This is a genomic window from Allobaculum sp. Allo2 (assembly GCF_022701175.1).
GTDB lineage: Bacteria > Bacillota_I > Bacilli_A > Erysipelotrichales > Erysipelotrichaceae > Allobaculum > Allobaculum fili.
In genome coordinates, this window is sequence record NZ_CP078088.1 from 337,385 (window position 1) to 360,608 (window position 23,224).

Annotated in this window: 19 protein-coding genes, 2 rRNA genes and 1 pseudogene; 13 read left to right on the forward strand and 9 right to left on the reverse strand. The window is 49.8% G+C overall.

Annotated elements, in window-relative coordinates; translation table 11 throughout:
• Positions 1 to 83: 83 nt before the first annotated feature.
• The 4 genes from KWG61_RS02135 to KWG61_RS02150 all read left to right on the forward strand — a co-directional run bounded on the left by KWG61_RS02135 (position 84) and on the right by KWG61_RS02150 (position 3,753).
• Positions 84 to 575, forward strand: coding sequence for a GDSL-type esterase/lipase family protein (locus tag KWG61_RS02135; RefSeq protein WP_242744794.1), 492 nt, complete (start codon positions 84 to 86; stop codon positions 573 to 575).
• Positions 576 to 695: 120 nt separating this feature from the next.
• The gene (locus KWG61_RS02140) at positions 696 to 1,202 is read left to right on the forward strand and encodes a DUF4358 domain-containing protein (RefSeq protein WP_230267286.1); all 507 of its coding nucleotides are present in this window, start codon (positions 696 to 698) and stop codon (positions 1,200 to 1,202) included.
• A gap of 7 nt (positions 1,203 to 1,209) precedes the next feature.
• On the forward strand, positions 1,210 to 2,532 hold the full coding sequence (locus tag KWG61_RS02145) for an MBOAT family protein (RefSeq protein WP_242744795.1): 1,323 nt from the start codon (positions 1,210 to 1,212) through the stop codon (positions 2,530 to 2,532).
• A gap of 372 nt (positions 2,533 to 2,904) precedes the next feature.
• Positions 2,905 to 3,753 (forward strand): DHHW family protein, encoded by an 849-nt coding sequence (locus KWG61_RS02150; protein ID WP_256460827.1) that lies wholly within the window; start codon positions 2,905 to 2,907, stop codon positions 3,751 to 3,753.
• A gap of 755 nt (positions 3,754 to 4,508) precedes the next feature.
• On the opposite strand, the gene KWG61_RS02155 is transcribed toward KWG61_RS02150, so the two are convergent.
• Positions 4,509 to 7,378: ribosomal RNA gene (locus KWG61_RS02155) — 23S ribosomal RNA — on the reverse strand.
• A gap of 269 nt (positions 7,379 to 7,647) precedes the next feature.
• A 16S ribosomal RNA gene (locus tag KWG61_RS02160) occupies positions 7,648 to 9,173 on the reverse strand.
• The 16S and 23S rRNA genes sit together here, the layout of an rRNA operon.
• A gap of 1,036 nt (positions 9,174 to 10,209) precedes the next feature.
• On the opposite strand from KWG61_RS02160, the gene KWG61_RS02165 reads away from it, so the two are divergent.
• The 6 genes from KWG61_RS02165 to purF (KWG61_RS02190) all read left to right on the forward strand — a co-directional run bounded on the left by KWG61_RS02165 (position 10,210) and on the right by purF (KWG61_RS02190) (position 15,224).
• Positions 10,210 to 10,698, forward strand: a complete 489-nt coding sequence (locus KWG61_RS02165; RefSeq protein ID WP_242744797.1) for a transposase — start codon at positions 10,210 to 10,212, stop codon at positions 10,696 to 10,698.
• Between the two features lie 121 nt (positions 10,699 to 10,819).
• Positions 10,820 to 11,242, forward strand: coding sequence for a transposase (locus tag KWG61_RS02170; RefSeq protein WP_256460752.1), 423 nt, complete (start codon positions 10,820 to 10,822; stop codon positions 11,240 to 11,242).
• 85 nt (positions 11,243 to 11,327) lie between these two features.
• Entirely contained in the window at positions 11,328 to 11,522 is a 195-nt protein-coding gene (locus KWG61_RS02175; RefSeq protein ID WP_230268481.1) for a hypothetical protein, read from the forward strand.
• Positions 11,523 to 11,533: 11 nt separating this feature from the next.
• Positions 11,534 to 12,169 (forward strand): sugar isomerase domain-containing protein, encoded by a 636-nt coding sequence (locus tag KWG61_RS02180; protein ID WP_230268480.1) that lies wholly within the window; start codon positions 11,534 to 11,536, stop codon positions 12,167 to 12,169.
• Between the two features lie 278 nt (positions 12,170 to 12,447).
• Positions 12,448 to 13,827: an amidophosphoribosyltransferase gene (gene purF / locus KWG61_RS02185; protein WP_230268479.1), complete on the forward strand. Its 1,380-nt coding sequence runs from the start codon at positions 12,448 to 12,450 to the stop codon at positions 13,825 to 13,827.
• Positions 13,828 to 13,844: 17 nt separating this feature from the next.
• A complete protein-coding gene (gene purF, locus KWG61_RS02190) occupies positions 13,845 to 15,224 on the forward strand; it encodes an amidophosphoribosyltransferase (protein ID WP_230268478.1) in 1,380 nt (459 codons plus the stop codon).
• Between the two features lie 598 nt (positions 15,225 to 15,822).
• On the opposite strand, the gene KWG61_RS02195 is transcribed toward purF (KWG61_RS02190), so the two are convergent.
• The 3 genes from KWG61_RS02195 to tnpB all read right to left on the reverse strand — a co-directional run bounded on the left by KWG61_RS02195 (position 15,823) and on the right by tnpB (position 18,142).
• Complete coding sequence (locus tag KWG61_RS02195; protein WP_242743384.1) at positions 15,823 to 17,181, reverse strand: transposase; 1,359 nt, start codon at positions 17,179 to 17,181, stop codon at positions 15,823 to 15,825.
• A 38-nt stretch (positions 17,182 to 17,219) separates the two neighbouring features.
• Positions 17,220 to 17,663 carry a hypothetical protein gene (locus tag KWG61_RS02200; protein ID WP_242743428.1) on the reverse strand — a complete coding sequence of 148 codons (444 nt, stop codon included), beginning with the start codon at positions 17,661 to 17,663 and terminating at the stop codon, positions 17,220 to 17,222.
• A gap of 92 nt (positions 17,664 to 17,755) precedes the next feature.
• Positions 17,756 to 18,142, reverse strand: coding sequence for an IS66 family insertion sequence element accessory protein TnpB (tnpB, locus tag KWG61_RS02205; protein ID WP_230268547.1), 387 nt, complete (start codon positions 18,140 to 18,142; stop codon positions 17,756 to 17,758).
• A 447-nt stretch (positions 18,143 to 18,589) separates the two neighbouring features.
• On the opposite strand from tnpB, the gene KWG61_RS16920 reads away from it, so the two are divergent.
• The 3 genes from KWG61_RS16920 to KWG61_RS02215 all read left to right on the forward strand — a co-directional run bounded on the left by KWG61_RS16920 (position 18,590) and on the right by KWG61_RS02215 (position 19,844).
• Positions 18,590 to 19,039: a helix-turn-helix domain-containing protein gene (locus KWG61_RS16920; RefSeq protein ID WP_367614313.1), complete on the forward strand. Its 450-nt coding sequence runs from the start codon at positions 18,590 to 18,592 to the stop codon at positions 19,037 to 19,039.
• A complete protein-coding gene (locus tag KWG61_RS02210; RefSeq protein ID WP_242744281.1) occupies positions 19,036 to 19,200 on the forward strand; it encodes a hypothetical protein in 165 nt (54 codons plus the stop codon). The genes KWG61_RS16920 and KWG61_RS02210 overlap by 4 nt, the downstream gene beginning before the upstream one ends.
• A 128-nt stretch (positions 19,201 to 19,328) precedes the next feature.
• Positions 19,329 to 19,844, forward strand: coding sequence for a transposase (locus KWG61_RS02215; protein ID WP_242744799.1), 516 nt, complete (start codon positions 19,329 to 19,331; stop codon positions 19,842 to 19,844).
• Positions 19,845 to 20,399: 555 nt separating this feature from the next.
• Here the strand turns inward: KWG61_RS02215 and KWG61_RS02220 are convergent.
• From KWG61_RS02220 to prfA, 4 genes and pseudogenes are all read right to left on the reverse strand, one after another.
• Entirely contained in the window at positions 20,400 to 21,263 is an 864-nt protein-coding gene (locus tag KWG61_RS02220; RefSeq protein ID WP_230266996.1) for a methionyl aminopeptidase, read from the reverse strand.
• The gene (locus tag KWG61_RS02225) at positions 21,250 to 21,804 is read right to left on the reverse strand and encodes a peptide chain release factor N(5)-glutamine methyltransferase (RefSeq protein WP_242744800.1); all 555 of its coding nucleotides are present in this window, start codon (positions 21,802 to 21,804) and stop codon (positions 21,250 to 21,252) included. The genes KWG61_RS02220 and KWG61_RS02225 overlap by 14 nt, the downstream gene beginning before the upstream one ends.
• A 26-nt stretch (positions 21,805 to 21,830) precedes the next feature.
• Positions 21,831 to 22,127: a hypothetical protein gene (locus KWG61_RS02230; RefSeq protein WP_242744801.1), complete on the reverse strand. Its 297-nt coding sequence runs from the start codon at positions 22,125 to 22,127 to the stop codon at positions 21,831 to 21,833.
• A pseudogene (gene prfA, locus KWG61_RS02235) lies at positions 22,124 to 23,202 on the reverse strand (peptide chain release factor 1). Before prfA ends, KWG61_RS02230 begins: the two are co-directional and overlap by 4 nt.
• Between the last annotated feature and the right edge of the window lie 22 nt (positions 23,203 to 23,224).

Below are 23,224 nucleotides of genomic sequence, written 5' to 3' on the forward strand. Positions count from 1 at the left end.
GAGCGGATGCTGGCAGCCGTTCAGTCCGGGAAGAGCTCGATCTTCTCCCTTTTGGCAATTCTCTGCTTCTTGGGGATTCCCGCATGTACGGTTTTGAAGCGTACAGCTTCCTGCCCGCCGAACAGGTCGACGCCCATGCCGGCGATACGATTTTGAACATTCCCGATTTTGTGGATCAGATTGCTCAGGTTCAGCCGCAGAAAATTTACTTTTCCTATGGCGTAAACGATATGGAACTCAATGTCGGCGCGGATCGCGGCGACAACGGCTATGCCGAAATTTATGAAGAAAACATCGATAAGATTCTCGCGGTTTCTCCCAATACGCAGATCATTATCAACTCGATCATTTCCGCTTCTCCAGAACAGACAGAACAGAATCCGCGCTGGACGAAGATCGATGATTACAACCGGCAGATCAGGGAAATGTGCGAACGCCGCGGCTGGACGTATGTGGATAACGATTCCCTCAGCGAAGGCGGGCACGCGAACATTTATGAACGCGACGGCATTCACTTTCTGACCAGCTTCTACCCCGAATGGGCCCAGAACATGATCATGGCCGGCATGAATTAACCTTCTGGATCTTTCTGAAATTCCGCTTTCCTTTTCCCTTTGGACTGGATGCGGATTCTGACCTTTTCAGTCCTTACGGACTGTTTTCCCTGTTTTTGTTTTAGCGAAAGGAGCCTGCCCATGCATTTTCAGTCTTCCTCTAAATCCAGACGCTATCTGTTTTTACAGGGCGCGGCTCTGGTTCTGCTGCTTGCGCTGTTCGGTTTTCAGCTCTTTGGCGGAAAGATTCATTCCGAAGTCCCTTTTGAAACCGTTCAGGCGAAACTCACCGAAACGCTTGATTCCGCCGTCTATCCGGAAGTATCGGCGTCAAAAATTCGCCGCTACATCAATCTCAATCCGGATGAATTCGAGAATGCGGCCATGTACCGTGTGGACGACGCCATGTCCGCCAGCGAACTGGTGCTCGTACGTTTTTCCACTCCGGAACAGGCGCAGAAATTTGAAGAGGCGGTCGAGTCCCGCATCTCCACCCAGCATGACATTTATTCGGGCTATGCCCCTGAACAGGCCGGCCTGATGGAAAACGCCCTGGTCGATGTCCAGGACAACTACGCACTTTACTATACCGGCGACCATCCGGAACAGATCCAGTCGACGTTTGAACTGGCCTTAAAGGAAGGATGATGGATTTATGGTATTTACGGATCTGACCTTTCTGTTTGGCTTTCTGCCCGTCGTCTGGCTGCTCTATCGCTATGTCAGCCGTACGCACCTGGCCAATCTCTACATTCTGATCGTTTCCCTGCTCTTCTACGCGTGGGGCGGTCTGACGTCTCTGCTTACGCTTCTGATCATTCTGCTCTGGAACTATGGAGCTGCCCATACGATCGGCGCCAGCGAAGACGAACACACGAGCAAAATCATGCTCTGGACAGCCATTGGCGTGGATTTGTTCATCGTGCTGTTCTATCGCTATATCGGCGTCTGGTTTGGCTTTTTAAGCCCAACGCTTTCGCGCCTGCCGTCTCTGATGCCGATGGGACTTTCGTTTTACATGTTCTCCTGCATGTCCTGCCTGTTTGACGTCTATTACGGAAGAGCCGAAGCACCGGCTTCCTTTGTGGAATTCGGTGTCTTCGCCGCGTTCTTTGGCCGCATTAACATGGGACCGATTGCCCATTACGCCAAAATGAAGGAACAGCTTGAAGATCATCCGACATCCAGACAGAAGACGTTCGACGGCATGACGCTGTTTTTACAGGGGCTCTTTCGTAAAGTCATCCTTGCGGATAACTTTGCTCTGATCTTTGCGGCCCTCGCCAGCAATACGAGCTGGGTCGGTTCCCTGCTGTATGGATTTGCCTACTTTTTCCAGCTTTATTTCGATTTTTCCGGCTATTCCCGCATGGCTCGCGGCATCGGTTCGCTTTTTGGCTTTACGATCGATCCCAACTTCTCCCTGCCGTACATGGCGCTTTCCGTTCAGGAATTCTGGAGACGCTGGCACATTTCACTGACCAGCTGGTTCCGGCAGTACGTCTACATTCCGATGGGCGGCAACCGCGTCAGTCATACGCGCTGGATTCTGAACGTCCTGACGGTGTGGGTACTGACCGGCCTGTATCATGGAGCAACCCTTCCGTTCCTGGTGTGGGGACTGTATCAGGGCGCTCTGATTCTGGCGGAAAACCAGTGGATCAACAAGTTCATGGAGAAGATGCCGCACTGGGTTCGTCATATTTATCTCGTGCTGACGCAGCTGATCGGCTGGACCTTCTTCTTCTCGCCGACGCTGCTTGGCGGACTTTCCGTCATCGGCCGTTACTTCTTTATCGGCGTATCGTCTTTTGCAGACGCAGACGCGCTGTTTGTGCTCTGTCAGTCCATTTTCCTGCTGATCCTTGCGATTGTGCTTTCTTCGGGTCTGAGCGTCTATCTGGGCCGTCTGGTTCATCGCCTGTTCCCGAAAGCCAGCTCGGTTCTGGTTACCGTCAGCTGGTGCCTTGTCTTTTGATCTGCGTATCGTTCCTGGTGAGCGCTACGGCGCAGACCTTCCTCTATGCGGCGTTTTAGAAAGGAGACTTCCCAATGAAGAAAAGAAAAGAACCAATCCCTATCTGGTTCCCTCGATGAGCGTTCTTCTGGCGGGAATGCTTGTCCTTTCCTCATTGAGCCCGACCGCTCGTTTTCCGATGTTGAAAACCGTTCGCTGGCCAGGGGGCAGACTGGTCGCTGAATGCGCTGCAAACCGGAAAAACCGGCGAGGAAATGAACACCTGGTTCACGGACCAGATTCCCGGCCGAAATACGTTTTTCACGCGAACTATCTGATTCGAAAGCTGTCCGGTCAGCGTGAGCTGAATTCTGTTTTTCTCGGAAAGGAGCGCTGCTCGCGAATCCGGAAGAGGCGAATGAAGATCTTATCCGCTCCAGCGTGGATGCGATCAATCAGTTTTCTTCCCTGCAGGGCATTCCCTGCTACGTGCTGACAGCACCATCTGCCGCCACCATTCAGCCGCAGAAACTGCCGCTCGATGCGCAGGCGCGCGATGTCAATCCATCGTTCGATCTGATCTATTCGTCGCTGAACGGACCGGCCGGCGTAGATGTCCGCTCCGGCTTAAGCGATCAGAAAAACGAATACATCTACTATCGAACTGACCATCACTGGACTTCTCTCGGTGCGGCAATTGCGTCGATTCAGCTTTTGAATTCCATGGGCATCGCGCCCAATCCCGAAGATTTCGATCGCATGCCGGTTTCCGATACGTTCGAAGGAACGCTCGCGTCCAAAACCGGATCCGTCGGTCTGGAAGACCGTATCGAAATCGCAGTATCCAAAAACAACCCGGGCTACATTGTGACCTGGGCGGACGGTACGCAGTCGTCTTCGATCTATAACAAGGATGCGCTGAAAACCAAGGATCAGTATCAGGTTTTCCTGGGCGCCAACCAGTCCCGCATACGGATCGATACCGATGCCCAGACCGATCGGACTTTGCTGCTGTTCAAGGATTCCTATGCCAACAGCATGATCCAGTATCTCCTTCCGTATTTCTCATCGATTACCATCATCGATCCCCGTTACTACTACGACGATCTGGATCTGGTTCTCGGCTCGGATCTGTACACCGACTGTGCCTTCGTTTACTCGATCGATACCTTCTCCACCATTCCATCTCTGAAAGATCTTCTCAACTCATGGAACGAGAAACACGTAACCCCTGAAGCCTGATTTTCCATAAGAAACGCCAAACCCCTGCTGACCGGACATAACCGGACCGCAGGGGTTTTCTTTGCGAACGGGAAGAAAATGAAGATGCCGAAGCCCAGCGGCTATACCTGGAAACTACCATAAAACAGGATCATGTAAAACGGCAGATACAGAACGGGACCGCCCGTTTGATGTTTAGCGAAGAGAAAACGTTTGCTTTGTGGAGCGCCCATTCCGGATTAGCTAAGGCCTTATCTGGACACAGCTTTGCAGCAGATCGAACTGTACAAGCTGTACACGTTGTATACGCTCTGCAAACGCCCCATGCAGCAATCCGGTATCCAAGAGAGACCGTTTTTATGAGCAGGAAGTGCCCATTGCGGCACAGATACGGCATGACTGGGCAAGACGAGACCCGTATTCGTCAGCTTGCCCAGACTGACTTCCAGTTGCCGTAATCGAGTATCCGACCCGCTCGAAGGTTGAAACCGACGAGACAATAAAGAAAATCCCCGAAAGATATCGGATTTCTCCTTTATCTCTCGGGGATTCTTCATGTTCGGCAACTTCCTATCTTTGCCTTGCGGCTATTGTCGGCGTTCTGCAGCTTAACTGGCCAGGTTCGATATGTTTCTGGGTGTATCCTGCAGGCTATCGTCACCGTACTTAGATTTTTTGAATGGATCTTCCAAAAACAAACATCAGTCTTCCAACATAACGATCTAACGCGATCGTTGGTTTCGTAGTGGCTTCTTGCGTATAGCTTTCTCGAATCTTAGATTAAGCTTTCGACCGATTAGTACTGGCCAACTCCGCGAATCGCTTCGCTTCCATCTCCAGCCTATCGCCTTGTCGTCTTCAAGGGGTCTTATATACCGCAGATCTTATCTTGGGCTCGGCTTCGCGCTTAGATGCTTTCAGCGCTTATCCGATCCCTGCTTGGCTGCCCGGCTATGCTACTGGCGTAACAACCGGTGCACCATTGGCAGGTCCATCCCGGTCCTCTCGTACTAAGGACAGCTTCCCTCAGATCTCCTGCGCCCACAACAGATAGGGACCGAACTGTCTCACGACGTTCTGAACCCAGCTCGCGTACCGCTTTAATGGGCGGACAGCCCAACCCTTGGAACCGAATCCAGCTCCAGGATGCGATGAGCCGACATCGAGGTGCCAAACCCCGCCGTCGATGTGAACTCTTGGGCGGGATCAGCCTGTTATCCCCAGGGTAGCTTTTATCCGTTGAGCGACGGCCCTTCCATTCGGCACCGCCGGATCACTAATCCCGACTTTCGTCCCTGCTCGGCTTGTCGGCCTCGCAGTCAGGCGCGCTTATGCATTTACACTCTATATCTGGTTTCCATCCAGACTGAACGCACCTTTGGGCGCCTCCGTTACTCTTTGGGAGGCGACCGCCCCAGTCAAACTGCCCGCCTGGCACTGTCTATGAGTTTCTCTCTATGTTAGGGCTTCAAATCATCAGGGCGGTATCCCAACGTCGGCTCCAAGAATACTGGCGTACTCTTTTCTTCGCCTCCCGCCTATCCTGTACATGATCATCCAAAACCCAATACCAGGCTGCAGTAAAGCTCCATGGGGTCTTTCCGTCTAGTTGCGGGTAACCTGCATTTTCACAGGTACTAAGATTTCACCGAGTCTGCTGCCGAGACAGCGCCCAAATCGTTTCACCTTTCGTGCGGGTCAGAACTTACCTGACAAGGAATTTCGCTACCTTAGGACCGTTATAGTTACGGCCGCCGTTCACTGGGGCTTCGGACCACTGCTTCCTCCTTGCGGACTCACAGATCCCCTTAACCTTCCAGCACCGGGCAGGTGTCACCCCATATACTTCGCCTTACGGCTTTGCATAGAGCTGTGTTTTAGTTAAACAGTCGCTTGGGCCTTTTCACTGCGGCTCTCTCGAGCGCCCCTTCTTGCGAACGTACGGGGCCATTTTGCCGAGTTCCTTGGCAACAGTTCTCTCGCTCACCTTACAATTCTCTTGCCGCCCACCTGTGTCGGTTTTGGTACGGGCCAAGATAAAGTATCGCTAGAAGCTTTTCTTGAAAGCCGCTCCATGTGCTTCGCTACTTTCCAAGGATTTCGCTTACCTGTAACGCTCTGTACCTCCTGGTCCGGATTTGCCTGGACCGGTACTGCCGCGCTTCGCCCTCAATCCATTAAGAGGGTCACACTTCCCGTCTTTGTCACTCCATCGCCTTTATCTCAGGTGCAGGAATCTTCGCCTGCTTTCCATCTGCTTCGCCTGTCGGCTGCGCATTAGGTCCCGACTGACCCGGGGCGGACGAACCTTCCCCGGAATCCTTGGGCTTTCGGTGTGCAGGATTCTCACCTGCATCTCGCTACTCACACCGGCATTCTCACTTCCATGTCCTCCACATCCCCTTACGGTAACGCTTCAATGAACATGCAACGCTCCCCTACCACTAAATACTTCAGTACTTAATCCGCGCTTTCGGCAGACAGCTTAGCCCCGGTACATTTTCGGCGCAGGGCCACTCGACTAGTGAGCTGTTACGCACTCTTTCAAGGATGGCTGCTTCTGAGCCAACCTCCTAGTTGTCCGTGCGTCCCCACATCCTTTTCCACTGAGCTGTCATTTTGGGGCCTTAAACGGCGGTCTGGGCTGTTTCCTCTTGAGCACGGACCTTATCACCCGCACTCTGACTGCCAACGACTTCCCGCTGCGGCATTCGTAAGTTTGATTCCATTCAGTACCCCGGGATGGGGCCATCATGAATTCAGCGCTCTACCTCCGCAGCCATAACATTGACGCTAGCCCTAAAGCTATTTCGGGGAGAACCAGCTATCTCCGGGTTCGATTGGAATTTCTCCGCCAGCCACAGGTCATCCGCCAGCTTTTCAACGATGGTCGGTTCGGTCCTCCACAAAGTTTCACCTCTGCTTCAACCTGCCCATGGCTAGATCACCCGGTTTCGGGTCTGCTCCTGACTACTTGTCGCCCTCTTAAGACTCGCTTTCGCTTCGGCTTCGCGTTTTCCCGCTTAACCTTGCATTCAAAAGCAACTCGCCGGTTCATTCTACAAAGGCACGCCATCACCCTTGGTCGGGCTCTGACTTCTTGCAGGCATACGGTTTCAGGTTCTCTTTCACTCCGCTTGCGCGGTTCTTTTCACCTTTCCCTCACGGTACTCTTCTCTATCGCTCACTCTTACTTATTTAGCCTTGGCGGATGGTCCCGCCTGCTTCCAACAGGATTTCACGTGTCCCGTTGTACTCAGGATTCCGCTCCTTACTTGACTCGCTTGCCGGTACAGGGATTTCACCTTCTCTGTCCGCGCTTTCCATCGCGTTCCCGTTCGCTCGTCTTTCATTTCCAGCGGTCCTACAACCCCATATCGCTATGGTTTGGGCTCTTTCCTTTCGCTCGCCGCTACTCGGAAAATCACTTTTGTTTTCTTTTCCTCCGGCTACTTAGATGTTTCAGTTCACCGGGTTTCTCTCCATTTGCATGGATGACTGGCTATAAAACCAGCCGGGTTCCCCCATTCGGATATCCGTGTGTCGTCGCTTCCCTGACAGCTCGGCACGGCTTTTCGCAGCCTGGCGCGTCCTTCATCATTCAAGAGTGGCAAGGCATCCTCCGTACGCCCTTCCTTGCTTGATCTAGTTCTCTAACTTTGGTTCTAGTTATGCTTGTTTCGAGATTTTTCTATTTCGTAAGAACTGTTCCACTAACTGTTTCCAACTTTCGGTTAAATCTTTATTACTCTTCAACTTTTCGTTAGACCTTCTGTTATGTCTTCTTACTGATGCTCGTTTTTCAAAGATCCATTCTCTGGAAGATCGCTCTTCCAAAACCTCACAGACAAATCCTCACTCATTACTCTTTGCCATCGGCTTTCGCCTATGGACTTCCTTGTACTTTCTCCTTAGAAAGGAGGTGATCCATCCCCACGTTCCCGTAGGGATACCTTGTTACGACTTAACCCCAGTCGTCGGCCCCGCCTTAGACGACTCACTCCCTTTAAGGGTTATGCCGTCGGCTTCGGGCGTTGCCGGCTTCCATGGTTTGACGGGCGGTGTGTACAAGGCCCGGGAACGTATTCACCGCGGCATGCTGATCCGCGATTACTAGCGATTCCAACTTCATGAAGTCGGGTTGCAGACTTCAATCCGAACTGGGACGTCTTTTATGGGGTTCGCTTCCCTTCACAGGTTCGCTTCCTTTGTAGACGCCATTGTAGTACGTGTGTAGCCCAGGCCATAAGGGGCATGATGATTTGACGTCATCCCCGCCTTCCTCCGGTTTGTCACCGGCAGTCTGATATGAGTTCTCAACTCAATGGTAGCAACATATCACGAGGGTTGCGCTCGTTGCCAGACTTAACTGAACATCTCACGACACGAGCTGACGACAACCATGCACCACCTGTATGGACGGTAACCTCCAACTTATCTCTAAGTCTTCGCGTCCTATGTCAAGGCCTGGTAAGGTTCTTCGCGTTGCTTCGAATTAAACCACATACTCCACCGCTTGTGCGGGCCCCCGTCAATTCCTTTGAGTTTCACACTTGCGTGCATACTCCCCAGGCGGAGGAGTCACTGCGTTAGCTTCGGCACCGGGGTCCTCCCTCCGACACCTGCTCCTCATCGTTTAGGGCGTGGACTACTAGGGTATCTAATCCTATTTGCTCCCCACGCTTTCGTGCCTGAGCGTCAGCAACAGTCCAGGCGGTCGCCTTCGCAACTGGTGTTCTTCCATATATCTACGCATTTTACCGCTACACATGGAGTTCCACCGCCCTCTCCTGTCCTCTAGCGTGCCAGTTTCCAAAGCCTGTACCGGTTAAGCCCGTACCTTTCACTTCAGACTTGACGCGCAGCCTGCGCACCCTTTACGCCCAATCATTCCGGATAACGCTTGCCACCTACGTATTACCGCGGCTGCTGGCACGTAGTTAGCCGTGACTTTCTGGCGGGGTACCATCAAAAGAAAAGCATTTCCTCTTCCCTTCCTTTTTCCCCCGCAACAGAGTTTTACGATCCGAAGACCTTCTTCGCTCACGCGGCATTGCTCGTTCAGGCTTGCGCCCATTGACGAAAATTCCCTACTGCTGCCTCCCGCAGGAGTCTGGGCCGTGTCTCAGTCCCAGTGTGGCCGATCGCCCTCTCAGGCCGGCTATGCATCATCGTCTTGGTGAGCTGTTACCTCGCCAACTAACTAATGCACCGCAGATCCATCCGTCCCCCAGGCAAACGCCTGTTTCAAAAGAAGAAGATGCCTTCTTCTTTCCTATGGGGTTTTAGACTTCGTTTCCAAAGCGTATCCCCGGGTATGGGCAGGTTATCTACGTGTTACTCACCCGTTCGCCACTGATATCCGAAGATATCCGTTCGACTTGCATGTATTAGGCATGCCGCCAGCGTTCATCCTGAGCCAGGATCAAACTCTCCATTTGATATTGACTCAAACGCTTATGCGTTTATGTTTCGTGAATAAATGATTGTTCGAGTACTTATTGTGATTTTAAGAATCGACGTTGTGTATTTCGAATTTCTTGATCTGTCTGTAAAGTTTTCAAAGAGCCATCTGTTTGTGAGAAACTCAATGTCTCTCACAAGGCTTACTTATCATATCATCTGCAGAAATCTCTGTCAACAACTTATTTGTGAATTTCTTTAATAATTTCACTTAAGCTGTTTTCTTCGATATCTAAAGGTGATTTGACGACTGAGAGAAGCAATTCCCTCAGCGCTCAACTATAATAACACGGGCATCGAAGCGATGCAAGCATTATTTGTGAATTTTTAAAATATTTTCACATTAGCTGAACGATCTGTTTTTCTCTCTCGCGTTTTTTGCTGGAGAAGAAAAACAGCCTTCTATTTATACCGCAGCTATGGATCTTGCGCAAGCAATAAGGCGTGGATGACCCCACTTTTTTCTCGCGGTGAATTGAAAGAGTAAATGCAGGCATTGAACCCTTCTCGTTACATTTAGTCCTTCAATCCAGATAACCTAAGGTCGTTCTTGTTTAGCGAAAAATGGGTTCTTTGAAAATTTGTGTGGGATCACCCCAGTACAACCAAAAAATGACAAGTAAAAAGGATCTCCCGTATGCTGGAAGAGTCGACCAAGACACGCCAGACACAGGAGATCCAATACGCACCCTATCGACTTAGCTTCTACTTTTCAAGCAGCACCTGCTTATGAAGGTTTCGTTTATTTACCTTCTTACCTGCCAGGTTTTACCCAGAACAGTCTTGTTACCCATCCCGAACATTCACATGGACATGATCTGAATCAGCGCATCGACAGTCTTCCAGCCCTGTCAGAAGATGACCTCATCTGCCCGATGCCCGATCTGTGGAAAGAAGATGCATATCAAGTCTTCACATACTCGAACACTTCGCCATATTCCATTTGGCAATGCCTATACACATGTCACTGTCGAGATTCATTGCTTGTTCTGTGAGCACTGTCACAACACGCTTATGCAGACAATTCCATTCAAGGCAGATCATCATTCCATTACCAGAAATCTCGAAATCTATATTGAAGATCTGCTTGCCAGCGGACGCTTTACTCTGAAGACAATTGCGGAACTGACTGGCGTAGGGGCGCACTTGGTAAAGGCCGTTGATAAAGCCAGGCTGAGCAGACTGTATGTCGAAGAGAACTCAAAGGGTCCATCCTTAAAGAAATCTGATACCTATAGTCGTTTTTCGGCTATTGATGAGTTCAAGCTTCAAAACGAACATCAATACGCAACTCATATCATCGATCTAGAAACCAGGCATGTGCTTTGGATCGCCAAAGGTAAGAAGAAGCAGGTTGTTTATGATTTCATCGACCATGTAGGAAGCGAATGGATGAGCCATGTCAAAGCAGTCGCATGCGATATGAATTCCGACTTTCAGGAAGCGTTTGAAGAACGTTGTGAGAATATCTCTATCGTTTTTGACTATTTTAATATCGTGTAGAATTTCAACGATAAAGTAACCTCTGAAGTTCGTAAAGATGTTCAAAAGGATCTGACTGCCGATGATAAAATCGAACAGGCCAGGCAGCTTAAGGGATCAAAGTATATTCTGATGTCCTCGCTTGCAACGCTGGAACAAAAGACGCACGCGGCGAAGCGGAAACTGTGCTGCGAGTGGAAAAGACCCTTTTGGCCTGAAACCAGTACTGGCTAAAACAGGATACGTTAAACGATACAAGGAGCTTTTGAAACTGAATACCTTATTCACCACTTGCGATATCGTCAAAATCCAGCTTGAACAAGCCTTCAAATGCAGAAACAAATCAGAGATGGCAGTGCTGCTTAACAACCTGATTGATACGTGTAGAGGTACGAAGAGCAAACACTTTGAATGGTTTGCCCGATTGATTGAAAACCACTATCAGGGCATCCTTTCACATGCCATTTATGGGATTTCGACTGGAAAGATCGAAGGAGTCAACAATAAGATCAAGACGATTAGAAGACAGGCGTATGGCTACTGCGACGATGGTTACTTCTTTTGAAGATTATGGATGCATCACGCAATTAGAATGTCAGCCCTTCGATCCCAAAGGTTTTTTCATTGAACCATATTATTCCTAAAGCATAATGAACTTAACAAAGATTCAGCCGCAGTCTGCAGCAAACTGTATCCCGCCTCAGTCCCTCTGCCGGGAGTGGAACTTCGGAAGAATTGCCAGGAGAAAGATAGATGAAACAGGCAAGAAAATTTTTGAAGTCTGCAGAGAACAGACGGAAGCCACTCTGCAGCAGGAAGAAGCCATTGACCAGGCGCTGATCTGATTGCGCAGTCCATGGCTAAAGGTGGCGTGCTTCACGTCTTTGGCTGCGGTCACTCCCAGATGTTTGGCGAAGAACTCTGCTGCCACACCGGCGGACTGGTGCCTGTGAACGCCATTCTGGTTCCCCAGTACGTCATTTATCCGGATATCTGGCTCTGCCAGCTGATAGAGTGCCAGGAAAATGCAGCCCATAAGGTGCTGGAATCTTTTGTCCCCAGACCGGAAGACATCATGCTGATTGTCTCCATTTCCGGACGCAATGCCGCCGGCATAGATATGGCCATGGCATCCCCTGAAAAAGGCATGAAGGTCATTGCCCTGACGTCCATGGACTATACCAACAAAGCCGTTTCCCGACATTCCAGTGGCCTGAAGCTGAAGGATATCAGTGATGTGGTGCTGGACTGCTGCGCCATTGAAGGCGATGCCGTTCTGGAGGATCCTAGACTGGTCGAAGGTGACCGCTTCTGCTCTCCTTCCACCATCGTGGGGATGCATCTGCTGGTGGGCCTTATGGGAGAAGGAGTGGAACGGCTGCTGGATGCCGGTGTCAATCCTGAAATCTGGGTGTCCGGCAACGTGGATCACGGCGATAGCTGCAACAGCCAGTATCTGGAAAAGTACCGGAACAGAATCGATATTCTCTGATCCCGGTTTTCGAAGATGGATCTGTCAGAAAGGCTCTGATTTTTCAGAAAGAAACCGATATCAAATTCATTTTCGTATGGCACACCGCCCTGAAGTTTTCTAGAATAATGAAGTCATTTTTACAGAAGGAAGGGATTGTTATGCAGGCCGCATGGAACGTCTGTTCATCAGAATCATTTGCTTCAGTCTCTTTTTCTGTCCGTTCTCTGCGCCCTTTTTCCGGGCGCGCTTTTGTTTAAACAGCTGCGGCCAGAAGCCGCATAAAAAGGAGACACACGATGAGTCATGGACACAGCGTACAGAACTGTTCCGGTCTGGCCGGTGTTTACAACATGCTGGATGCATCCCATGTTCTGTACTATCTTCTTCACTCTCTCCAGCACCGGGGCAGTGACGGTGCCGGAATGGCAGTATCCAACGGAGAAACCCTCTCCCTTCATAAAGGCAAGGGTCTTCTTTCCGAAAACATGACCGGACAGGTGCTGGACGCCATGGAAGGCCGTTCCGCCATCGGACAGGTACGTATGGCCACTCCCGGCGACAGGCAGAAGGAAAACCTGCAGCCTGTGGCGGTGAGAGCCTTCCAGGGCCAGTTCGCCCTGGTTTGCAGCGGTATGCTGCTCAATGGACCCAGCCTTCGCAAAGCCATGAAGCAGGAAGGCCTGATTTTCCAGGGCACTTCCGATGCCGAGATCATTGCCCATCTGATTCAGATTTCCAGAGGCACTTTAGCCGAGCGCATTGAACGCACCGTGCAGATGCTCAAGGGCTCCTTTGCCTTTCTGCTCATGACCAAAAACACGCTTTATGCCGTAAGAAGCAAAGATGGCATCCGGGCTCTGTATATGGCCTCCACCCCGGAAGGCAGTATTCTCTTTGGTTCAGAAAGCAGCGCCTTCACCATGATGGAGACAGAGTCCATCGAAGAAATCCTGCCCGGCGAACTCATTATTCTGGGAAAGCACGGTCTGGAGCGAAAGCAGATCCAGCCTCCTCTTGGCCATGTGTGCGCCATGGAATTCGTGTACTATTCAAGGCCCGATTCCAGCATGGAAAACAGCAGCGTTCACCTCTCCAGAGAAGCCGCCGGCAAAGCCCTGGCCAGACAGGAAATTGTAAAAGCCGACCTGGTCATCGGTGTTCCCGATACTGCGCTGCCTGCAGCAGCCGCCTTTGCCAGAGAACTGGGTCTGCCTTATGAAATCGGCCTCATCAAGAACCGGTATATCGGTTCCACCTATGTCAGGCCCACGGCCGTTCAGCGCGAACAGGGTATGCGCTCCAGGCTCAATGTCATCTCTTCCATCGTCAGCGGCAAATCCATTTTCCTGGTGGATGATTCAGTTCAGAAAGGACAGACTGCCAGAAGAATCTGCCAGATGTTAAGGGAAGCCGGCGCCAGGAAAGTTCACCTGCGCATCGCTTCGCCTCTCATTGCCCATTCCTGCTATTCGGGAACTGAATTTATTCCAAAGGATCAGCTGGCCGGTCATCTGTGGAATCTGGAAGAAATGAAGACAGTCTTTGATGCGGATTCCGTTTCCTTCCTGGATCTGGACACCTTCAAAACCTGCCTGCCTTCCGATGCCTGTCTTGCCTGCTTTAACGGGGAATACCCGTATGACCTGTATGATTTCGCGGATTCACAACCTGAATGATGAAAGGAGAACTTCTCATGTTTGATGAACTTCATGAAGAATGCGGTGTCTTTGGATGTTATCAGTGCCAGGATGCCGCCAGCCTGACTTACTATGGTCTGCACTCTTTACAGCACAGAGGACAGGAAGCCAGCGGCATCGCGGTGGCCAGTCATGGAAAAATCCAGGTATTCAAAGGCAAGGGCCTGACAGTGGATGTGTTTTCCAGGGAAGATCTGGATCAGCTGGAAGGAGATCTGTCTGTAGGTCATGTCCGCTATTCTACTGCCGGCGGACAGGAATATGAAAACATTCAGCCCATTGCCGCAGAAGGCTATCAGGGCGACATCGCCCTGGTCCACAACGGCCAGATCGTCAACGACAGAGAACTGCGCAAGGAGCTGGAAGCAGCCGGCGCGATTTTTCAGGGCACCAGTGATTCCGAAGTCATTCTGCATCTCATTGAAAAGCAGACCGGCACCCTGGAAGAACGGGTGAAAAAGGCTGCCCAGCGCCTGGAAGGGGCCTTCTCCATTCTGGTGATGAAGGATGACACCCTCATCGCCTTCCGAGATCCTCATGGTCTGCGCCCCTTAAGCTATGCCCGAAACAGGCAGGGCTGGATCATCTCCTCGGAAAGCTGCGCCTTTGAAGTCATGGGCATCTACCGTCATACCGATGTTCTGCCAGGACAGATGGTGGTGTTCAAAGACGGTCTTCCCCGCTCTTCCTTCTATACCCCCAAAAGAGATCATCACCTGTGCGCCATGGAATACATTTACTTCGCCAGACCGGATTCCGTCATTGAAGACAAAAATGTCCATGCTCTGCGCAAGGAAACCGGCCGCCTGCTGGCCAGACAGGACAAAGATCTGCAGGCTGATGTGGTCATCGGATGTCCTGACTCTTCCCTTTCCGCTGCCATGGGTTATGCCGAAGAAGCAGACCTGCCCTTCCAGTATGGTCTGGTCAAAAACCGCTTTGTCACCCGTACCTTTATTCAACCAACTCAGGCCATGCGGGACAGAGGAGTCAGAATGAAACTTTCTCCTGTCAGAGAAGTCATAGATGGTAGAAGAGTGGTTCTCATTGATGATTCCATTGTCAGAGGCACAACTTCAAGACGTATTGTCAATCTTCTGCGGGAAGCGGGAGCTAAGGAAGTACATGTACGCATTGCTTCTCCCATCATTACTTCTCCCTGTTTTTATGGGGTCGATACCTCCACGAAAAAGGAGCTCATCGGTGCACAGATGACTCTGGAAGAAATGAAAGATTACATTCAGGCTGATACACTGTACTTTCTTTCCCCGGAAGATCTGCAGAATGCTGCTGAACCCAGCGCTCTTTGTATGGCATGCTTTACCGGCGAATACTGTACAGATCTGTTCAGTCATCAGGAGCAGTTGGAAAACTGAATCTTCTGTACGAAACACCGCTGTGAAAAAGACTGTACTCCCGAAAGCTACTGCTCATACTGCCGCAGTTTTTCACCTCACCGTTCCCTGGTTGCCCGGGAACGGCTTTATTCTGTTTATCAGTGCTGTATTCTAAATTCTCTTCATGTTTATACCCAGTCAGGCACCAAACGGCAGGCAAAGAAGCCGGCTTCATAGCATTCTTTTCAGCCTGATCAGCGTCTGAAATCGCTGAAGCAGGACGGAACAGAAACCGGTCGCTATGGGTAATCAAATTCTGGCCTGTTTTGGTCAGTTAACCTGGCTGTTTTCACGGGGCAGACCGTCCCATATGTCCTCTGGAGGGATTGAAGGGACAAACTATGCTGCCAGCTGCGCTTACAGTTCAACTCAGATCCTTGAAGCCCATAATCCCCCGTCTTCGGGGACAACCAAAAATGTTAATAAATGCTGCTGGTAAAGTGAAACAAAGCGTCTACACTAAACCGGCATCAGTCGTTTTTATCACGTAAGTGTCAAACAATCGACGGGTATACGCGAGACTGAATATTAGATACGCTAAACGGGATCCCTTTCGAGATCCCGCTTGGCGTATTTTTTATTCTTCATCGTTTTCTTCATACTTCGGATCCGGTCCACGGTATCCAATTCGAAGATATTCAGGTAAATCCTTTGAATACGGCAGAAGTGACTTCAATACATCTACCGCGATTTCATCGTCTTTGAACCATTTGAGTTCATCCAGAACGTACTCCATGTAGCGCTCTGGATTTAAGTCGTTCATTTCAGCCGATCGAAACAAAGTCATAAACGCTGCGACGACTTCCGCACCTTTGATACTCTTCGTAGTCTGGAAGTTTTTGCGATTGATCACGAATGGCTTTACGGCTCTTTCTGCCACATTATTGTCGATCGGATAATCACCGTCTTCCAGGTACCTTCCCAACGAGTTCGCTCGATCCATGAAGTACTTGGCTGCTCTGTAGGCGGTGCTTCTTTCCTCGAATCCACTCTGAATCTCCATCATGACTCTTGTGAGTCTTTCAAAGCAGGGCTTTGAAAGTTCCTGCCGAACTTCGGTTCTCGCCTCGTGCGAGTAAGAAGCAACGTGGGATTCGATGTGGTAGAGCTTCCCGAACAGAGACAGGGCTGTGAGCAGAATCTGGAGACCCGGACTTGGTTCGGGTCTCTCTGTTTCGTCCAGCTGGGCTGCCGCTTCTGCGGCCTCTTCGTCGTTCTCCAGTGTGGTCTTTTCCCACTTCAGGACGTCTGCCTGATACTGCGCGAAGTCTGACCGGACTTTGATGGCTTCGAAGATCTTTCTTCTCGCATGGGCCATACAGTTGAGCTTTCTGCAGGGGCCATAGTAGTTGGCATATGCATAAAGCCCGTCTGTCATAAGGGCATGACGAAAAGAACCGCCAAGGAGGGCGATTACGAACTCCTGTTTCTTGTAAGGGAAAAACTTATAGACAGCCATCTGGTTCTCTTCATAGATTCCGCTGACGGCGACAACCATAGAAGACTGTTTTCGATCTTTAACCTCCGTGCACTTTAAAACCGTCTCATCCATATGGACGACGTTACAGTTTGGGAGATCCTCAATCATTTGTTTTACGAGGGGCTTCAGATAAAGATCGTAAGTTTTTTCCAGGATGTTGCCCATGGTCTGACGGCTGATCGGCAGTCCCGTGAGACTCAGGTGCTTTTCCTGACGATAGGCCGGGGTTCCCATTACGAACTTATCGTAGGCAATTCCCGCGACCATAGAGGAAGTTGCGACACTCTTGTCGATCAGTGCAGGCTCGTCAGGTTCGGCGGTGCGGATGATGGCTTTCCCGTTTTCATCCGTACACTTGTTTGGGCACGCGACTGTCTCACGCAGCACTTCTTCCAGCCTATAGCGAGCGGGAATCCGATGAATCCTATAGTGACGTTTCATTCCAACAGTTTTCATCTCACAGCCGCAAACTGGGCAAATGCGCTTTTCCCCTTCTACACTGAAGGTAGTGGTTTCTTTGACCGCTTCCTGCTTTCTGCACTTGGTGGAAGGTTTTTCTTGCTTCCTTCAACAGAACTGAGCTTTAAATCTTCAGCTTCTTTACGATAGCGGTCTCCCTCTTCCTGATATTTCGCAGCCCGGTTAAAACAAACATCGGCTTTCAGATCAAGCTGAGCCAGCTGTTTATTCAGAATATTGATATCTGGGCCGCCGTCCTCGTTTTCAGAGTAATCCAGTTTCAAGGGAACCATCTTTTCCGTAGAAGGACCAAAGCGGCCGCTTTTCACGGCTTTATTGATTTCTTTAGCGAAATAGAGATCCAGGTACATATCCTCAATAAATTTGTCTTTCTCTTCTTCCGTCATGGTGCTGATCTGATGATGAAGATCTTCGAGGAGCTCGTTGCGGATTGTCTGGTAAGGGTTCGGCACATTCATGTATTAATTTTAACATATTTAGAGCGATAGATAAAGTAAATGGGATGATTTATCTTGATATTCCTTCAAGAAAATCATCCTTTTAAATTGGTTTAAACATACTTATAAGTTCGTGGCAGAAATGCCGGCTGGGGAACAATCGACAGACCGGAAAGCAGAGAAGCCAGCTGCGAACAGTCAATTCGCATGAAGTCGGACTGGTCAGTGCTGACAGGCCACTGAAGGGAAGATCTGGAGAGTCGCTTATAAACAAGCCAGAATCCATTTCCGTCACGAAGGATACCTTTGATCTTGTTCTTCTGTCGATTAACGAAGAGAAAGAGGGATCCATCCAGCGGATCCAGAGCGAGAGGTCCTTGAACCAGGGAGACGTAACCGTCAATTCCTTTGCGAAGGTCAGCAGGCATCTGAGCCAGATAGATGTTTTTAACTTTGGAGAAATCGATACCGAGATCGATTGCAGGGATGATTGATTCCATGAAAAAGCCTCCTTGAATAAAGGAATTATCCCAAGGAGGCGGTCGAGAAAATACCCGTCTTTTATTTGACGCTTACTTTATCACTGATGACCTGAATAATTCAAAGGAAACGCAAAACGGCCGGAATCCGCTATAAATACGGGGATTCCGGCCGTTGGTTATTTCATCTTAAAGGTGAAGCCATATGTCTTCTGTTAAGGGTACTGTAATTTTGCAGGTTTCGGGCACTGATAAAATGTTGGTTTTGTGTACGAAAAGAAGGTAGTGAATTGAAATAGTAAATGCAACCATTGAACTCTTTCTCGTTGCATTTAGTCCTTCAACCACAATCGTTGCGTTTAGTCCTTCAGTCCAGATAACCTAAGGTCGTTCTTGTTTAGCGAAAAATGTACTGACCGATTCGGCCAGTCTTCTATGTTCTCCTTCCAAAACAGACAGGAGGGCCTTATGCCTAATCAAAAACATCTCAACGCTGTCACTCGAAAACTGATTCAAGACAGTCTGGACCAGGGGCTTTCTATGCCTGAAATCGCCCGACAGATCGACAAGTCTAAAAGCACCGTCAGCCGCGAAGTCAAAACGCACATTTCCTTTCAGCCGTGTCTTAAGGAATCTGATTCCAACGGTAAAGCTGTCATCTGGGATTGCGTCTGTATTCATGAATGCAGCCCTGACAACGGGATTTGTAAATCTCCATGTAAAAAGCGAAAGCCGATTCCTCGCGAATTCAGAGACAAAAAGGATTGTGCAACGGATGTCCTAAAGCCCATCGGCCTCGGCGATGCAAACTCGAAAAGCGCCTCTACAAAGCGAAACAGGCGCAGGAGGAGTACGAAGAAACTCTTAGAGAATCACGCACTGGGATCAACCTTACCGGTGAAGAATTCCAATATGTGAAACGCATCATCAGTGAAGGAGTTAAAAACGGGCAGTCTCTTTCCTCTATCTGTCAGCGCTGCCCAGAGATCCCAGTAACGGAGCGTACTGTCTATACCTGGATCGAACACCGGGAATTAGCCGATCAGGGAGTCTTAAATATCGATCTCCCCTTAAGGTAAAGCGAGAAATCCGATTCAAGCCCTCTATCAAAACGAAAAAGCGGAAAGACAATTCTGTGGTTCGAGGCCGAACTTATGAGGATTTTCAGAAACACCTCGCTTCACACCCAAATGTATCGGTAGTTGAAATGGATACGGTCTATAACGACGTAACCAACGGGCCATTCATGCAGACTTTTCTATTTCGCGATCCGCACCATCTGTTTCTCGCTGTCTACCACACAGAAAAGACCGCTCAGGCGATGTATGAAGGGCTTAAAACTCTCCACGATCAGCTTGGAGCCCAGACTTTCCGACGACTGTTCGCGGTGATTCTGACCGATCGCGGTTCAGAATTTACTGCAGTCGAAGAAATCGAAGCACTCGGTGTGAAAGTGTTTTACTGCGATCCGATGCAGTCCATCCAGAAAACCTCCGTTGAGAACAAACATCTTCTTTTAAGGAGAATTTTCCTGAAGAACCGAGGCAGCCATATTTTTGATTTAGTCAAGCTGGGACTGACCAGTCAGGAGCAGCTGAACATCGCCATCTCGCATATCAACTCATATGGATTAAAAAGTCTGCACGGTCATACCCCGTACGATTGTTTCCGCTTTCTGGAAAAATCTTCTGAAATTCTGGAAAAACTAGGAATCAAAAAATAGATCCGGCTTCTGTCCACTTGAAGCCAGATCTGTTAACTCGCTAAACAATAACTAGAGTTAAGAAGGAGAACGAACACACCTTAATTCACATATTTGGCAGTTGCATTTAGTATCGGAGCAAAAAATACACTAATCAACTGCTCTTTTTGTCGTGGTTGCATTTAGTCCTTCCAACTCAAAAATTTTAGCATGGAAGCACAGAAAAGGCGAAACGCGGCCCTGGTAAAGAAAAATCCCCTCAGTTTCCTGGCTTAGATAAAGGAAATTGAGAGGAAAAGTAGATTTTTGAAACAGTAAATGGAACGCTCGTTTTTATCAGTTCAATGGTTGCGTTTACTATTTCAATTCATCCAATTCACCATTTTTATATGGATTTTTTCACTCTATTCGTTTCTTTTTAAGATTCTGATTTTTTAAGACACGTTTGGACGGCTATTCCCTGTCGCCATGTGCGGATCGGAGAGTAGCTGCTATCCTCAGATTCGTAAAAGCAGGATACTTTCGTTTTCTGAAAGTATCCTGCCGTATTGAAAAACTAAAATCTGTTTTTGAAGCTTACCAGGCGATGATTTCCACGCCGTCATCGTGAACCGCAATCGTATGTTCCCATTGTGCTGAGAGCTTGCCGTCATCCGTATAGGAGGTCCAGTCGTTATCAGCGTCGATGAACAGACTGCATACGCCTTCATTGATCATCGGTTCAATGGTGAACACCATTCCCGGTGCAAGAATGATGCCCGTCCCGCGTGTTCCCACATGCTGGACCATCGGATCTTCATGGAAGTCGTTGCCGACTCCGTGACCGCAGTAGTCCAGAACGACGGAATAGCCGTTGGCGTGCGCGATTTCCTGAATTGCTGCGCCGACATCTCCAAGATGTCCCCACGGCTTCACGGCCGCAATGCCTGCTTCCAGACATTCTTTCGTCACATCCACCAGCTTTTTGGCTGCCGGGCTGACTTCGCCAATGCAGAACATGCGCGATGCATCCGCATAATGGCCGTTTACGATCGTCGTGCAGTCGACGTTGACAATATCGCCGTCTTCCAGAACGGTATCGTCTGGAATGCCGTGGCAAACCTGATCGTTAATCGACGTGCAGCAGCTTTTCGGAAAGCCTTCGTAGCCCAGACAGGCCGGAATGCCGCCGTGCTCGATCGTGTAGTCATGAACCATCTTGTCAATTTCGTTGGTCGTCATGCCCGCCTTGATTTTGGACTGCACCAGGTCGAGCGCGCCGTTATTGACTTTCGCCGCTTCACGGATCCACTTCAGATCTTCTTCGGACTTGATCATTTTATGCGTGGGCACCTTGCACCCTTTTTTCTTCAGGTCCATCAGTGTCCGGTCAAACGCTTCATGACACTTTTTGTATTTCTTTCCGCTTCCGCACCAGCACGGATCGTTACGCATGGTCATGTTTAGTTCCTTCTTTCTCCATCTGAACAATCAGAATTCTGTCTTTTCCATTGATATCCTTAAGGACTGTTACTTCCGCTTCCGGGAAGAACTTGGCAGCCAGCGTTTTCAGACGATCGCCCTGGTCCCAGCCCATTTCAAAGCACATCACGCCGCCCGGATTGAGCACCTGATCCGCTTTCTGGAAAATCTTCCGGTAAAAGTAAAGGCCATCTTCGCCGCCAAACAGCGCCACGTTCGGTTCATAGTCCACAACGCTGTGATCCATTTTTTCATTTTTCGGAATATAAGGCGGATTAGACACCAGAAGGTCACAGTGCATATTGCGGGAAATAAACGGATCCAGCATATCGCCCTGTACAAAAACAACCGAACCGCCTAACCGTTCATTGTTGGCGTAGGCCGTTTCGAGGGCTTCCCGGGAAATATCGGAAGCGAACACGTCGATCTGATCGTTTTCCAGGGAAAGGGTAATTCCGATGGCGCCGCTTCCGGTGGCTACATCAAACACAACAGGGTGTTCAATCTGCTCGCACAGCACATCGCACTGAATCAGAACCTGCCCGGTCAGTTCTTCTGTTTCCGGACGGGGATCAGCACGTTTTCATTGACGGTAAAGTCGTATCCATAAAAGTTTTCATAGCCAAGGACATAGCCGAGCGGTTCGCCTTTTTCCATGCGGTGAATCCCCTCAAGATAGTCGGTCTGAATTTCCGGATCGACTTCTTCATCCATATCCATATACAGATTGATGTCCTTTTTCTGGCAGAGCTCGTTGAGCAGAAGCATCGCCGCCTGATCGGACTGACCAGCCGCTACCATGCGATCCTTGCCTTCGCTCAGAAGATCGCGGTAACGCATCATGACAGCGATTCTCCAGCCAGCTTCGCCTGCTGGTCCGCTTTCTGCAGCGCCTGCATCAGATCTTCCAGACGGCCGTCAATAATGCGGTCGAGCTGGTTTACGGTATAGCCGATGCGATGATCGGTGACACGGTTCTGCGGATAGTTGTACGTACGAATTTTTCCGCGCGATCGCCGGTACCGATTTTGGTCTTGCGCTCTGCCTCGTTCTTTTCGTCGATGGCGCGCTGATGTTCTTCTTTGACACGTGCAGCGATCGTTGCCAGAGCCGTCGCACGGTTTTCATGCTGGGAACGGCCGTCCTGGCATTTAACGACGATGCCGGTCGGCTTATGAATAACGCGGACAGCGGAGTCCGTTTTGTTTACGTGCTGACCGCCGGCTCCGGACGCACGCATGGTCTCGATTTCCAGATCGTTCATATCGATATCGAAATCTTCTTCATCAATTTCCGGATAGCACAGAACTGTCGCGGTCGAAGTCTGAATGCGTCCCTGCGACTCAGTCTTTGGAACGCGCTGTACACGGTGCGATCCGCTCTCATATTTCAAAGTGCCATAGGCATGCTGGCCGCTGACTTTAAAAGCAATCAGGGAATAGCCGCCGGCTTCGGATTCTTCTGCATCCGTCACTTCGACTTTCCAGCCTTTGCCTTCAGCGTACTTGGCGTACATGCGGTACAGGTCACCTGCGAAAATATTGGCTTCGTCGCCGCCGGCTGCTCCGCGGATTTCCATGAATGCGTTATGAGAATCGTTCGGATCGGTCGGAACGAGCAGAAGTTCGAGGCGAGCAATATAATCGTCAATTTTCGGTTCGAGTTCCGTGATTTCCATCTGGGCCATTTCCCGGATTTCCTTATCATGTTCTTCGAGAAGCACGCGGGCGTCCTCCAGTTCCGAAACTGCTGCTTTGTATTCGTTATAGGTTTCTACAATCGGTGTCAGTTCGTTGGCTTCCCGTCCAAGTTTGGACATCTGCCGGCGATCGCTGACAACCGTTGGATCCATCATTTTTTCATTAATCTCATCCAGACGCGCTGCAAGCCTGTCGAGACGTTCTTCCATTTTTGCCATTGTTTATCTCATCCTTCCCTCT